The organism is Methylobacterium fujisawaense (genome assembly GCF_039619325.1).
In the GTDB taxonomy this organism is placed as follows: Bacteria; Pseudomonadota; Alphaproteobacteria; order Rhizobiales; family Beijerinckiaceae; genus Methylobacterium; species Methylobacterium fujisawaense.
Genome location: NZ_CP155000.1, coordinates 4,385,992 through 4,398,302, shown reverse-complemented (window position 1 = coordinate 4,398,302; position 12,311 = coordinate 4,385,992). Strand labels below are relative to the sequence as shown.

Sequence of the window (12,311 nt, the reverse complement as noted above, 5' to 3'; positions counted from 1 at the left end):
CCGTCCCGGGGGCCACCCTGATCCTGGACGACCGCTCGGGCCGCCCCGCTACCGCGTCAGGTGTACATCGCGATGGCGTCCTGCAGCATCTGGTCGGTGGTGCTCATGACCTTGGTGTTGGCGGTATAGGCCTGCTGGGTCTCGATCATCTTCGAGAACTGATCCGAGATGCTGGCGTTCGACTGCTCCACGGAGCCGGCCGCGATGGTCGCGCCGTTGAGGCCGTAGCTCGGCGTGCCTGACTGACCCGTCGCCACGTAGGTCCCCCCGTCGAGGGAAGCGAGATTGTCCTGCAGTCCGAACTGCGCCAGCTGCAGCGAGCCGAGCGCCACGGAGCTGCCATCCGCGGCCGTGCCGGTGAGCGTGCCGGCCGGCGAGACCGTGAGGCTCGACAGGGTATTGGCGCCGGTGGGGACTTGGACGGGCGCGGTCGCCGACGGGCCGGCGAACAGGTAGTAGCCCGCACCGTTGCTGAGATAGCCGCTGGCGTCCGGTGCGAAGTCGCCGCGTCGCGTGTAGCCGGTATCCCCGGTGAAGCTCGGGCTCTGGGTCGTCCCGGTGTTCTTCCGGACGATGAAATAGCCGTTGCCCGAGATGGCGAGATTGGTCGATACGCCGGTCGACTGCACCGTACCCTGGATGTTCAGGCTGTTGCGCGTGCCCGGCGACACCCCGCCGGCCAGCTGTGTGCTGCGATCGGTCTCGGCCAGCATGTCGGCGAAGCTCGTCTCGGTGGACTTGAACCCCGCCGTCTGGGTGTTGGCGATGTTCCCCGAGATGTTGTTCAGGGCGAGCGACTGCGCCGAGGCGCCGGAAATCGAATTCGAGAGCGCGGTGAAAAGGCCCATCGGGGTCTCCATTCGCCGGAGCGGCACGGCTCCCGATCCGACGACGACCCATAGGCGTGCACTATGGTTAACCGACGGTGTGTTTACACATGTTGCTGAGCCGGCCCGGGGGCGTCGGGGGTAGCGGGGCGCCGCAATCCCGCCGCGCCGAGCCCGATCCGGTCGCGCTGGCCCGGGTCGCTTCGCTCCACCTGCGGCGACCGTGGAGGCGTCAGGCCCCGAGGGCGCTCAGCACGATCTCCCGCCGATGCGGCCGGTCGCGGTGCTCGATCAGGTAGATCCCCTGCCACGTGCCGAGCGCCAGCGTTCCGTCGATCAGCGGGATGGTGAGGGCCGAATCGGTGACCAGGGTGCGGATATGGGCCGGCATGTCGTCCGGTCCCTCGGCGCCGTGGACGTAGCCGGCCTGCCGCGGCGCGAACCCGTCCAGCGCGGTCATCAGGTCGGTCTGAACGTCGGGGTCGGCATTCTCCTGGATGGTGAGCGAGGCCGAGGTGTGCCGGCAGAACGCCGTGACGAGACCGTCCCGGATGCCGCTGCCGCGCACGAAGGCCGCCACCGCGGCGGTGAAATCCGTGAAGCCCGGCCCCGCGGTTGTGATGGTGAGGCGCCCGCTCGCGTGGCGCTCCAGGGCGCCGGAGGCCAGCGCCTCGACCGGACCGATCGTGCCGGCCCTGGTGTCTCCCCGTCTCATCCGGTCTCCTCCATCAGGGTCGCCCCCGGCGCGATCTCGCGCTCGCCGCGAGCGAGGATCCGTTCCAGCACGTCGATCCGGTCGGCCTCGGCGGGCGGCTTGTCCCAGCGGATGCGGCTGACCCGGGGGAAGCGCATCGCCACCCCCGATTTGTGCCGGGTCGAACGCTGGACGCCCTCGAAGGCAATCTCCAGCACCAGCCCGGCGTCGCGTCCATGGGCGACCTCGCGCACCGGGCCGAAGCGCTTGGTGGTGTTGTTGCGGACGTAGCGGTCGAGCTTGGCGAGTTCCGCGTCGGTGAAGCCGTGATAGGCCTTGCCCACCGGCACCAGCTCGTCGCCGCCCTCGGGCGCCGCCCGCCAGACCCCGAACGTGTAGTCCGAGTAGAAGGACGAGCGCTTTCCGTGCCCGCGCTGGGCGTACATCATCACGGCATCGACGATGTGCGGCTCGCGCTTCCACTTCCACCACGGTCCCTTGGGACGGCCCGGCAGGTAGGGGCTGTTCCGGCGCTTGAGCATCACGCCCTCGATGGCGTCGGCATCCTCGCCCGCCCCCACCGAGGCCGGATCCGCGCGGGCGGCTGCCAGCGCCGCCCAATCCGCGAAGGGCACGCGGGGCGAGATGTCGATCCGCGCGTGGTCGAGGCGGGTGACCAGCGCCTCCAGCTTCTCCCGACGGGCCTCGAAGGGTTCGGCCCGCAGGTCCTCGCCCGCGAGGGTGAGGAGGTCGTAGGCCCGGACATGGGCGGGAAACTCCTCCAGGAGCTTGGCCGTCACCGCCTTCCGGTTCAGGCGCTGCTGGAGGACATTGAAGCTCTGCACGCGCCGCTCGCGCAGGATCAGCAATTCGCCGTCGATCGCCCCCGTGAAGGTGATGGCCTCGGCGAGATCCGGGAACGCCCCGGTGATGTCCTCGCCGGTGCGGGAATAGACCTTTCCGACTTGCTGACCCGCCCGGTCGGGGCCGCCGACGAGCTGGACGCGGATGCCGTCCCACTTCCACTCGGCCGAAAAGGCCTCGGGCTCCAGCTTCTCGAGGTCGGCCTCCTCCTCGATCGGGTGCGACAGCATCGGCGGCCGGAACGGGGCGGGATTCAGGGTCTCGGGCCGCTCGGCCCGGCCCTCGACCCAGGCGAACAGGGTCGCGAAGGGCGGGGTCAGCCCGTGCCAGACCTCCTCCACGGCATCGGCCTCGTGGCCGCCCAAGGCGCCGACGGCCGTCTTGGCGAGCCGCGCCGAGACACCGACCCGCAGGTTGCCGGTGACGAGCTTCAGGAGCGCCCAGCGCCCGGTCTCGTCGAGGGCATCGAGCCAGCCGGCGAGGTGACGGGAGAGCTCGCGCTTGGGGATCGTGCTGAGCGTCTCGACGACTTCGGCCAAGCTCGGTGGCGGCGGGTTGTTGTGGCCGATCCCGGCGGCCCCATCCCCTCCCGCCTCTGCGGGGGGGGAGAGAGATGGGACGGGCCAGATCAGCGCCGTCGTCTCGGCGAGATCCCCGACGTAGTTGTGCGACAGCCGGAACAGGACCGGGTCGATCCGCTCCTCGACGAGTCCGCGGATCAGCGCCGGCTTGGCCTCGCGGAAGCTCAGCGTGCCGGTCATGGCACCGAGCGCGTAGCCGCGTTCAGGATCGGGGGTGCGCGAAAAGTAATCCTGCAGCATCCGCAACTTGGCGTTGCGGCGCGGCTCGTAGGCGAGGCGGTCGAGGAGGTGGGCGAATGCGTTCACGCCGCCGCCTCCGTCCCGGAGCCGGCCTCGACGGAGCCCGGCTCGGCCTCGCCGTCATCGCCGTAGCCGAGCAGGTGGAGGGGCTTGGCCTTGATGCCCTGCGTCCCGCACCAATGGACCAGCGCATCCTCCTGACCGTGCGTGACCCAGACCTCGCCGGCACCGGTGTCGCGGATGGTGCGGCACAGGTCCGGCCAGTCGGAATGGTCGGAGATCACCAGCGGCAGCTCGACGCCCTTCTGGCGGGCGCGGGCGCGCACCCGCATCCAGCCCGAGGCGAAGCAGGTCACGGGATCGGGGAATTTCCGGGACCACAGATCCTGGATCGACGAGGGTGGGCAGATCACGATCGCCCCCTGCAGGTCCTTGCGCTCGGCAGCCACGACCTTGGGCGTGTCGCCCAGCGGCACCCCCTCCTCCTTGTACAGCGTCGTCAATTTCTCCATGGCGCCGTGCAGGTGGATCGGGCGGTCCCAGCCCTCCTCCCGGAGAAGCGCCATCACCCGCTGCGCCTTGCCGAGCGCGTAGGCGCCGACGATGTGGGCGCGTTCGGGGAACAGCCGCGCCGAGTCGAGGAGCTTGCGGACCTCGCCCCGCGTGTCGGGATGCGTGAAGACCGGCAAGCCGAAGGTCGCCTCGGTGATGAACACGTCGCAGGGTACCACCTCGAAGGGCAGGCAGGTCGGATCCGGCGCCCGCTTGTAGTCGCCCGAGACCACGACCCGGACCCCGTCCCGTTCGATGGCGATCTGCGCCGAACCGAGCACGTGGCCCGCCGGCGCGAAGCGCACGGTGACGTCGCCGACGCGGAGCGCCGCACCGAGCGGCGCCTCCTGCCGCTGGCGGCAGAACTCCGCGCCGTAGCGCACCGCCATGATCCGCAGGGTCTCGGGCGTCGCCAGAACCTGTCCGTGGCCGGCGCGGGCATGGTCGGCGTGCCCGTGGGTGATCAGCGCGCGCTCCACCGGCCAGGTCGGATCGACGTGGAAGCGCCCGAGCGGGCAATAGAGACCCTCGCGGGTCAGGGTGAGGAGATCGCTGGCGCGTATCGGCATCGGGTCCGTGCAGCCGGTGGAGTCCGCCGGTGGCCCCGATATATAGGCGCCCCCGACCCGGCAGACGCATGGCCTCGCAGCTCAGTTCCGGCGACCTCCTCGCCGATCGCCGCTATCGCTACGCGGAGGCCTGCTTGGCCGACGGCGACCATGCGGGCGCCGCCGACCTCGCCGAGCAGGTCCTGGACCTTGCTCCGCGCTACGCGCCCGCCTGGCTCCTGCTGGGCCGGGCGCGGGAGCGTCTGGCGGCCTCCGGCGCCGATCCGGCCCTGCGTGCCGCGGCGGCACGCGCCTATGCCAGCGCCCTCGAGATCGATCCGGAGGACAGGCTGGGCGTGCGCACGCATCTCGTCCGCCTGGGTGTCGGCGACGGCCTCCCGGTCCTGTCGCCCGCCTATGTCCGGGCTCTGTTCGACGACTACGCGCCGCGTTTCGAGCACCACCTCGTGGAGGGCCTGGGCTATGTCGGCCCGCAACGCGTCCGCGACGCCCTGCCGGGCGTCCCGGAGCGCTTCCCGGTCGCGCTCGATCTCGGCTGCGGCACGGGGCTGATGGGCACCGTTCTGCGCGACCGGGTCGATCATCTCACCGGGATCGACCTCTCCCCCGGGATGCTGGCAATGGCGCGGGCCAAGACGTGGCGGGATCGGCCGCTCTACGACCGCCTGATCGAAGGCGACCTCTCCGCCGCCCTGGCGGACCTGCCGGAGGCCTGCGCCGATCTCTGCCTCGCCGCGGACGTCCTGATCTACGTGGCGGACCTCGCCGCGTTCCTGACGGGGATCGGCCGGGTCCTGCGACCGGGCGGGCTCGGCGCCGTCACGGTGCAATCCCACGACGGTGCCGGCTCGGTCCTGGGCAAGGACGGACGCTATGCCCATGCCGATGCCCACATCGCGGCGACGGCCGCCGGCGCCGGACTGGAGATCCTGACTCTGCGTCCCGCCCACATCCGGCGCGAGGGTGGGCGGCCGGTGCCGGGGCGCGTCGTTGTGCTGCGCCGCACATCGGCATGAAACCGCTTGGCTCTTCGTCCATTGTTTGTCGGCCGCGAATGGGCGCGGCCGCTCGATCGGGGGATCAGCATGGCGGATTACGGAAACAGGACAGGCCGCGCGACACCGGAGCGGAAGCCAGAACCGCCGGCCGACAAGTCCTTTCCGGCCGATCCGCGGACCCGCATCCCGTTCGCGATCGCCCTGGCCGCGCTCGCGGGCTGCGCCGATTCCATCGGCTTCCTGGAATTCTCGCAGCTGTTCATGTCGTTCATGTCGGGCAACACCACCCGCTTCGGCGTGGCGGTGGCCAATGGCGACTGGGAGAACGTCACCCGCGTCGCCAGCACCATCTGCATGTTCTGCTTCGGCGCCTTCCTGGGGACTCTGATCGCCGCCTGGGTCGGGCGCTGGCGCCTCGCCGTGCTGCTGACGCTCCAGGCCCTGCTGCTCGCCGGCGGCCTGCTGATGCCGTGGGGCACCTTCGCCTATCCGCTGCACGCCTATCCCATCGTCCTGGCGCTGGGCCTTCAGAACGCGACGCTGCAGGACGAGGGCGGCCGCTCGCTGGCGCTCACCTACGTCACCGGCGCCGTGGTGCGTTTCGGCACCGGCTGCGCCAACCTGCTGCTCGGCACGGTGGCGCCCTCCTTCTGGATCCAGGCGCCGCTCTGGGCCGGTCTCAGCACCGGCGCGGTGGTGGGCGGCCTGCTCGACATCCGCTACGGCGAATCGGCCTTCCTGTTCCCGGCGGCGCTCGCCGCCATCCTGGCGCTGATCGCGATCGTGCTGACCATCGCCAAGCCGGGCAGCACGCTGGTGGCGGGCTCCTCTCCGGCGCCCGACGCCAGCCCGAAGGCCGAGGTCATCGACGCCATCCACTGAGATCCCACCGGGGCGGGTGCGGGATCAGCCGTCGGAATCCCGGTAGCTGCCCCGGCCCTGCTTGATCACGGCACGGCTCTTCTTGGCGACGATCCGCCGTTCCTTGGAGCCCTTCGTGGGCTTCGTCGCCCGGCGGATCGGGGGCGGCGGCTTGGCGGCCTCGGCCACGAGGTCGACGAGGCGCTGCAGGATCTCGGCCCTGTTGCGCTCCTGCGTCCGGTGCCGCTGCCCGATGAGGACCAGGACGCCGTCCTTGGTCATGCGCCGCCCCGCGAGCCGCACCACGTTCGCCTTCACGCGGTCGTCCACGGAGGGCGAATCCAGGACCGGCCAGCGGAGCTGGACCGCCGTCTCGACCTTGTTGACGTTCTGGCCGCCCGCGCCCGAAGCACGCATGAAGGACAAGGTGATCTCGTCCTCCGCGATGGCGATGCGCGGCGTCACCCGCAGGGACATGGCGGCCTCTCCGACAGGATCGTCAACGGCCGCCGCGCCCGCGTATCGGGCGCGGGGCGGAGGATGCAGAGGGGTATCCCCATAACCACATTCCCCTCAATCCGCTGCCCCGCCCACGCCACCGACCCGCGCGGACCGAGGGCTGCCCGCGGGCGGCCGCGCGGCCGGGTCAGGCGGCCTCGGCCGGCGTGCGGGCGCGCACGGCGAGGGCGTGGAGACCGCGCTTGAACGCATCGTCCAGGACTGCGTTCACCAAGCGGTGCCGCTCCACGCGGCTCTTGCCCTCGAACGCCGACGCGACGATGTCGAGCCGGTAGTGGGTCTCGCCCCCCGGCCGTGCCCCCGCATGACCGGCATGCAGATGCGACTCGTCGATCACGTCGAGGCGCGCCGGCGCAAGTTGCTCCCGCAGCCGCGTCTCCATCCAGTCCCGCAGGGTGCCCCCCGCGCCCGCACCATCCGTCATCCTGCCCTCGCGTCGCGTTCGTGGGCTGCCGTCAAGCCCGATCCCGCGCATGCGTCATCAGGCCCGGTGCCCTTGTGTCTCAGGTCTGCCCCCTCATAATCGGCCCGTCATGGATCTCAACTCGCGCCTGTTCGACAGCATCCGGATCAAACCGTCCTGCGACGAGCCGAAAGCCGCGGCCGAGGGCGTCTGCGAGAGTCCGGGCTGCACCCATCCGGGTCTGTACCGGGCGCCCAAGGGCCGGAAGGCGGAGGGCCAGTACTGGCGCTTCTGCATGGACCACGTCCGCGCCTACAACGCGACCTACAACTACTTCGACGGCATGAACGATGCCGCCGTCCAGGCCTACCAGAAGGACGCGATCATCGGGCATCGCCCGACCTGGGCGATGGGCGTGAACCGGACCGGCCAGGCGAAACCGGCGGACGAGCCGGCCCGCGACTGGGCCTATGTCGATCCGCTGGGCATCCTGCGCGGCGAGGGCGTCGGCGATGCCCGCCGGCGCGCGCGTCAGCCCGAGGAGCCGCGCAAGCCCCGCCACTCGGCCACGGTCCGCCGGGCCCTCGACGTGATGGGCCTTGAGGAAGGCGCGGATTCGGCCGCCATCAAGGCGCAGTACAAGATCCTGGTGAAGCGCTTCCACCCCGACGCCAACGGCGGCGACCGGTCGTTCGAGGAGCGGCTGCGCGACATCATCCGGGCTCACGACGTGCTGCGTGGGGCCGGACTCTGCTGAACGGCACGAACCCTGCACGCCGGTTCGCATCCGGGATAGGGCAATCCGCACGGCGCGACCCTATATGGGGTCGATGCCGGTCGGTGGCGCCCGGGCGCGTCGCCGTCTAAGGATGGCTTCGCCCCGCCGCGGAGGCCCGGCTCGACGTCCTTTCGCGCGGATGCTCCACTGCTAGGGAGTGGAGCGACCGCGCCTCACGAGGTTCCGAATGCTCTCTGACGATACGCCCGCCGCGCTGCCCGACCGCACCGTCTCCGTCCGCGATGTCTTCGGCATCGACCTCGACCTCAAGGTCCCGGCCTATGCCGAGCCCGAGGAGCACGTGCCGGATCTCGATCCGGACTACATCTTCGACCGGGAGACGACGCTCGCGATCCTGGCGGGCTTCGCGCGCAACCGCCGCGTGATGGTCACCGGCTATCACGGCACCGGCAAGTCGACCCATATCGAGCAGGTGGCCGCCCGGCTGAACTGGCCGTGCATCCGCATCAACCTCGACAGCCACGTCTCGCGCATCGACCTCGTCGGCAAGGACGCCATCGTCCTGAAGGACGGCAAGCAGGTCACCGCCTTTCAGGACGGCATCCTGCCCTGGGCGCTGCAGAACAACGTGGCCCTCGTGTTCGACGAGTACGATGCCGGCCGCCCGGACGTGATGTTCGTGATCCAGCGCGTGCTGGAACTCTCGGGCCGCCTGACGCTCCTCGATCAGAAGCGCGTGATCCGCCCGCACCCGGCCTTCCGGCTGTTCGCCACGGCCAACACGGTGGGACTGGGCGACACCTCGGGCCTCTATCACGGCACCCAGCAGATCAACCAGGGTCAGATGGACCGCTGGTCGATCGTCACGACGCTGAATTATCTGCCCCACGACCGCGAGGTCGACATCGTGCTCTCGAAGGCCACGCATTACCGGAGCGACCAGGGCCGCGACATCGTCAACCGGATGGTGCGGGTGGCGGATCTCACGCGCAACGCCTTCATGAACGGCGATCTGTCCACCGTCATGAGCCCGCGCACGGTGATCACCTGGGCCGAGAACGCCGACATATTCAAGGATATCGGCTTCGCCTTCCGGGTGACCTTCCTGAACAAGTGCGACGAGCTGGAGCGGACGCTGGTGGCCGAGTTCTACCAGCGCGCCTTCGGCAAGGAGCTGCCCGAGAGCGCGGTGAACGTCGCGCTGAGCTGATCTGCATGGAGGACGCGATGGCGCATCCGGCCCCGACCCGCGAGGACGCTCCGGCGGCTCCGCATGCCGAGGGGCGGACGCGCTACGCGGATGATCTCTACAGCTGGGTTCAGGAGCAGGTGGCGTTGCTCCGCGCCGGCCGGGTGGACGCCCTCGACCTCGACAACATCGCCGAGGAGCTGAGCGACGTGGGCCTGAGCGAATATCATCGGCTCACCAGCGCTGTGGAGATCGTCCTGCTCCACATGCTGGAATGGGATCATCAGCCGGAACGCCGCAGCTCGACGCTCAGCATCGCCGAGCACCGTGAGCGCATCCTGATCCCGCTGCGGAAGAGCCCCGGGTTGAGATCCAGCCTGGACGAGGTGCAGCGCGGCGGGTTCCGCCTCGGTCGCCTCGGGGCGGCCCGGCAGATGAGGCGCTCGCCCAAAACCCTGCCCGCGGAGTGTCCCTACAGCTGGGACGACATCCTGAATCGCCCCTTCGAAGTCGACGTCGACCGGTAGCCCGCATGTCCATCTCCAACCGCAAGCCCGGCGAGCGCCGCGAACCCGTGGCCGAGCCCCTGAAGCGCTCGGTGGCCGGCTGCCTGCGCGCCATCGCCCGGCGCTCCGAGGTCGAGGTCACCTACGCCACCGACCGGCCGGCGCTCACCGGCGACAAGGCCCGGCTGCCCGAGCCGCCGCGCAAGCTCTCGGCGCAGGACGTCGCGGTGCTGCGCGGCAATGCCGACGCCATGGCGCTGCGGCTCGGCTGCCACGACGTCGCCGTCCACCGCCGCCTCGCCCCCGAGAATGCCGCCGCCCGGGCGGTCTACGACGCGGTCGAGCAGGCCCGGGTCGAGGCGATCGGCTCGCGCCGGATGGCGGGCGTCGCCAGCAACATCTCGGCGATGCTGGAGGACCGCTACCACCGCGGCGGCAAGTACGAGACCATCACCGACCGGGCCGACGCCCCCATGGAGGACGCGGTCGCCCTGATGGTGCGCGAGCGCCTGACCGGCCAGAAGCCGCCCGAGGCTGCCACCAAGATCGTCGAACTGTGGCGCGAGCATATCGAGTCCAAGGCCGGCCCGAATCTCGACGGGCTGATCGGCTCGATCGAGGACCAGCGCAAGTTCGCCCGTTCGGTGCGCGATCTCCTCACCTCCCTCGACATGTCGGACGAGACGCCGTTCGACGCCGAGGATGACGAGAACGACGACGAGAACGACGCCCAGGACGAGGAGCAGAACCCGAGCGAGGGCGATTCGGAGGAGAAGAGCCAGGGCGAGCGCGCCGAGATCGAGACCTCCGAGGAAGCCTCCGACGAGATCGAGGACGGCGCCCAGGAATCCGCCGATGCGCCCTCGGGCGAGCTGCCCGAGGAGGCGGAGGATGCGGAATCCGAGGAGGCCTCGGAGGCCTCGCGGCCGCCCCAGCGGCAGGGCAACGAGGCGCGCGGACCCGAGTACCGGGTGTTCAACCCCCGGTTCGACGAGGTCATCCACGCCGAGGAGCTGTGCGACGCCGACGAGCTGGCGCGCCTGCGCTCCTATCTCGACAAGCAGCTCTCCCATCTGCAGGGGGTGGTCGGCCGCCTCGCCAACCGGCTTCAGCGCCGCCTCCTCGCCCAGCAGAACCGCGCCTGGGACTTCGACCTGGAAGAAGGTCAGCTCGACCCGGCGCGGCTCGTGCGCGTGGTCATCGATCCCTACCAGCCCCTCTCCTTCAAGCAGGAGAAGGATACGAACTTCCGCGACACGGTCGTCACGCTGCTCCTCGACAATTCCGGGTCGATGCGCGGCCGGCCGATCACCGTGGCGGCGACCTGCGCCGACATCCTGGCGCGGACGCTGGAGCGCTGCGGCGTGAAGGTGGAGATCCTGGGCTTCACCACCCGGGCCTGGAAGGGCGGCCAGAGCCGCGAGGCGTGGCTCGCCGCCGGCAAGCCGCCGAATCCCGGCCGCCTGAACGACCTGCGCCACATCGTCTACAAATCGGCCGACGCCCCCTGGCGGCGGGCGCGCAAGAACCTCGGCCTGATGATGCGCGAAGGGCTGCTCAAGGAAAATATCGACGGCGAGGCGCTGGATTGGGCGCACAAGCGCCTGCTCGGCCGGCCCGAACAGCGCAAGATTCTGATGGTGATCTCGGACGGCGCGCCGGTGGACGATTCGACCCTGTCGGTCAATGCCGGCAACTACCTCGAACGGCACCTGCGCTGGATGATCGAGGAGATCGAGACGCGCTCGCCGGTAGAATTGCTCGCCATCGGCATCGGCCACGACGTGACGCGGTATTACCGCCGCGCCGTGACGATCATCGACGCCGAGGAACTCGGCGGGGCGATGACCGAGAAGCTCGCGGAACTGTTCGAGGAGAACGGCACGCCGGCACCGACCGGCCGGATGCTGCGCGCGGCGGGCGGGCGGCGCTGACCGTCCGCGGACCTCCTTCGACCTCAAGGCCCATCCGCTCCGGCCTCTCATCCTGAGATGCCGGAGCGCCGCGGAGGCCGCGAAGGAAACCTCCGTCAGGCCGCCCGATCCCTGGAGCCCTCCTTGGCGGCCCGCTGACGCGGGCCCCTCAGGTTGCGGTCGTGAACGGGATTTTCCGGATCACTGTGCCTGTTGCGCGCAAGCGGAAACCGCCGCGGCCTCGGGGGCCACGGCGGTTCGAACCGTCCGATGAAGGATGGCGTGAAGCCCGGAGACTCAGGCCGCGACGGCCGGGGCCTCGGCGAGCTTCTTGTGGATCTCGCGCTTCAGGAGGCGGGCGGTCTGCGACAGGTCGCCCTCGCCAGCCTTGATCAGGAAGGCGTCGAGCCCACCGCGGTGCTCCACGGAGCGCAGGGCGTGCGCGGTGACCCGCAGACGGACGCGCTTGCCGAGCGCGTCGGACTGGAGGGTGACGTTGCACAGGTTCGGCAGGAACCGGCACTTGGTCTTGCGGTTCGAGTGGCTCACGAGGTGGCCGACCTGAACGGCCTTGCCGGTGAGTTCGCAGCGGCGCGCCATGATAAAAAACGATCCCGTCTCGTTCCGCCCGAATAGACCCGATCGCGACCGGCGCGATCATCGTCGCAGCAGGCGGCGCCCATTGCGTGTTCCAGGTCCGGCGGAGTCCTGTTGAAGGCGCGAGCCTATAGGCGACGAAGGCGCGCCGCGTCAAGGTGCCCGCCGACCGCAGAGGCGCCCCGGCCGCCCCGGCCGCCCAACGGTCTGTTAACCACGATGCCGGGATATAGCCTTCTTCCACCTGCAGGAAGGTGCC

At 70.3% G+C, this 12,311-nt stretch carries 13 protein-coding genes; 6 read left to right on the top strand and 7 right to left on the bottom strand.

The genetic code is table 11. The annotated features are described in order from the left end of the window. Positions 1 to 56 precede the first annotated feature (56 nt). The 4 genes from ABC766_RS20915 to ABC766_RS20900 form a co-directional block, all read right to left on the bottom strand. The gene (locus ABC766_RS20915) at positions 57 to 848 is read right to left on the bottom strand and encodes a flagellar hook basal-body protein (protein WP_043358075.1); all 792 of its coding nucleotides are present in this window, start codon (positions 846 to 848) and stop codon (positions 57 to 59) included. 211 nt (positions 849 to 1,059) lie between these two features. Next, entirely contained in the window at positions 1,060 to 1,542 is a 483-nt protein-coding gene (locus tag ABC766_RS20910; protein WP_345819398.1) for a secondary thiamine-phosphate synthase enzyme YjbQ, read from the bottom strand. Continuing rightward, positions 1,539 to 3,272, bottom strand: coding sequence for a cisplatin damage response ATP-dependent DNA ligase (locus ABC766_RS20905; protein WP_043358064.1), 1,734 nt, complete (start codon positions 3,270 to 3,272; stop codon positions 1,539 to 1,541). The genes ABC766_RS20910 and ABC766_RS20905 overlap by 4 nt, the downstream gene beginning before the upstream one ends. After that, entirely contained in the window at positions 3,269 to 4,327 is a 1,059-nt protein-coding gene (locus ABC766_RS20900; protein ID WP_043358063.1) for a ligase-associated DNA damage response exonuclease, read from the bottom strand. Before ABC766_RS20900 ends, ABC766_RS20905 begins: the two co-directional genes overlap by 4 nt. 68 nt (positions 4,328 to 4,395) lie before the next feature. On the opposite strand from ABC766_RS20900, the gene ABC766_RS20895 reads away from it, so the two are divergent. Continuing rightward, positions 4,396 to 5,343, top strand: a complete 948-nt coding sequence (locus tag ABC766_RS20895; RefSeq protein ID WP_345819397.1) for a methyltransferase domain-containing protein — start codon at positions 4,396 to 4,398, stop codon at positions 5,341 to 5,343. 69 nt (positions 5,344 to 5,412) lie between these two features. Further along, positions 5,413 to 6,207, top strand: coding sequence for a YoaK family protein (locus ABC766_RS20890; protein ID WP_043358073.1), 795 nt, complete (start codon positions 5,413 to 5,415; stop codon positions 6,205 to 6,207). 24 nt (positions 6,208 to 6,231) lie between these two features. Here the strand turns inward: ABC766_RS20890 and arfB are convergent, their stop codons facing one another. Together arfB and ABC766_RS20880 are read right to left on the bottom strand one after the other, a co-directional pair. Next, the gene (gene arfB, locus ABC766_RS20885; RefSeq protein ID WP_043358059.1) at positions 6,232 to 6,663 is read right to left on the bottom strand and encodes an alternative ribosome rescue aminoacyl-tRNA hydrolase ArfB; all 432 of its coding nucleotides are present in this window, start codon (positions 6,661 to 6,663) and stop codon (positions 6,232 to 6,234) included. A gap of 169 nt (positions 6,664 to 6,832) precedes the next feature. Beyond that, the gene (locus ABC766_RS20880; RefSeq protein ID WP_043385118.1) at positions 6,833 to 7,129 is read right to left on the bottom strand and encodes a BolA family protein; all 297 of its coding nucleotides are present in this window, start codon (positions 7,127 to 7,129) and stop codon (positions 6,833 to 6,835) included. Between the two features lie 109 nt (positions 7,130 to 7,238). Between ABC766_RS20880 and ABC766_RS20875 the strand changes: the two genes are divergently transcribed. From ABC766_RS20875 to cobT, 4 genes are all read left to right on the top strand, one after another. Then, a complete protein-coding gene (locus tag ABC766_RS20875) occupies positions 7,239 to 7,865 on the top strand; it encodes a J domain-containing protein (protein ID WP_043358056.1) in 627 nt (208 codons plus the stop codon). 208 nt (positions 7,866 to 8,073) lie between these two features. After that, positions 8,074 to 9,057: a cobaltochelatase subunit CobS gene (gene cobS / locus ABC766_RS20870; RefSeq protein WP_043358054.1), complete on the top strand. Its 984-nt coding sequence runs from the start codon at positions 8,074 to 8,076 to the stop codon at positions 9,055 to 9,057. 17 nt (positions 9,058 to 9,074) lie between these two features. Continuing rightward, on the top strand, positions 9,075 to 9,563 hold the full coding sequence (locus ABC766_RS20865; protein ID WP_345819396.1) for a DUF29 domain-containing protein: 489 nt from the start codon (positions 9,075 to 9,077) through the stop codon (positions 9,561 to 9,563). Between the two features lie 5 nt (positions 9,564 to 9,568). Then, positions 9,569 to 11,476 (top strand): cobaltochelatase subunit CobT, encoded by a 1,908-nt coding sequence (gene cobT / locus ABC766_RS20860; protein WP_043385115.1) that lies wholly within the window; start codon positions 9,569 to 9,571, stop codon positions 11,474 to 11,476. A gap of 276 nt (positions 11,477 to 11,752) precedes the next feature. On the opposite strand, the gene rpmB is transcribed toward cobT, so the two are convergent. Next, the gene (rpmB, locus tag ABC766_RS20855; RefSeq protein WP_043351177.1) at positions 11,753 to 12,055 is read right to left on the bottom strand and encodes a 50S ribosomal protein L28; all 303 of its coding nucleotides are present in this window, start codon (positions 12,053 to 12,055) and stop codon (positions 11,753 to 11,755) included. Positions 12,056 to 12,311 lie beyond the last annotated feature (256 nt).

Coding starts and splice junctions, on each gene's coding strand:
- ABC766_RS20915 (WP_043358075.1), bottom strand. CDS start 848: ATGGGCCTTTTCACCGCGCTCTCGAATTCGATTTCCGGCGCCTCGGCG.
- ABC766_RS20910 (WP_345819398.1), bottom strand. CDS start 1,542: ATGAGACGGGGAGACACCAGGGCCGGCACGATCGGTCCGGTCGAGGCG.
- ABC766_RS20900 (WP_043358063.1), bottom strand. CDS start 4,327: ATGCCGATACGCGCCAGCGATCTCCTCACCCTGACCCGCGAGGGTCTC.
- ABC766_RS20895 (WP_345819397.1), top strand. CDS start 4,396: ATGGCCTCGCAGCTCAGTTCCGGCGACCTCCTCGCCGATCGCCGCTAT.
- ABC766_RS20890 (WP_043358073.1), top strand. CDS start 5,413: ATGGCGGATTACGGAAACAGGACAGGCCGCGCGACACCGGAGCGGAAG.
- arfB (WP_043358059.1), bottom strand. CDS start 6,663: ATGTCCCTGCGGGTGACGCCGCGCATCGCCATCGCGGAGGACGAGATC.
- ABC766_RS20880 (WP_043385118.1), bottom strand. CDS start 7,129: ATGACGGATGGTGCGGGCGCGGGGGGCACCCTGCGGGACTGGATGGAG.
- ABC766_RS20875 (WP_043358056.1), top strand. CDS start 7,239: ATGGATCTCAACTCGCGCCTGTTCGACAGCATCCGGATCAAACCGTCC.
- cobS (WP_043358054.1), top strand. CDS start 8,074: ATGCTCTCTGACGATACGCCCGCCGCGCTGCCCGACCGCACCGTCTCC.
- ABC766_RS20865 (WP_345819396.1), top strand. CDS start 9,075: ATGGCGCATCCGGCCCCGACCCGCGAGGACGCTCCGGCGGCTCCGCAT.
- cobT (WP_043385115.1), top strand. CDS start 9,569: ATGTCCATCTCCAACCGCAAGCCCGGCGAGCGCCGCGAACCCGTGGCC.
- rpmB (WP_043351177.1), bottom strand. CDS start 12,055: ATGGCGCGCCGCTGCGAACTCACCGGCAAGGCCGTTCAGGTCGGCCAC.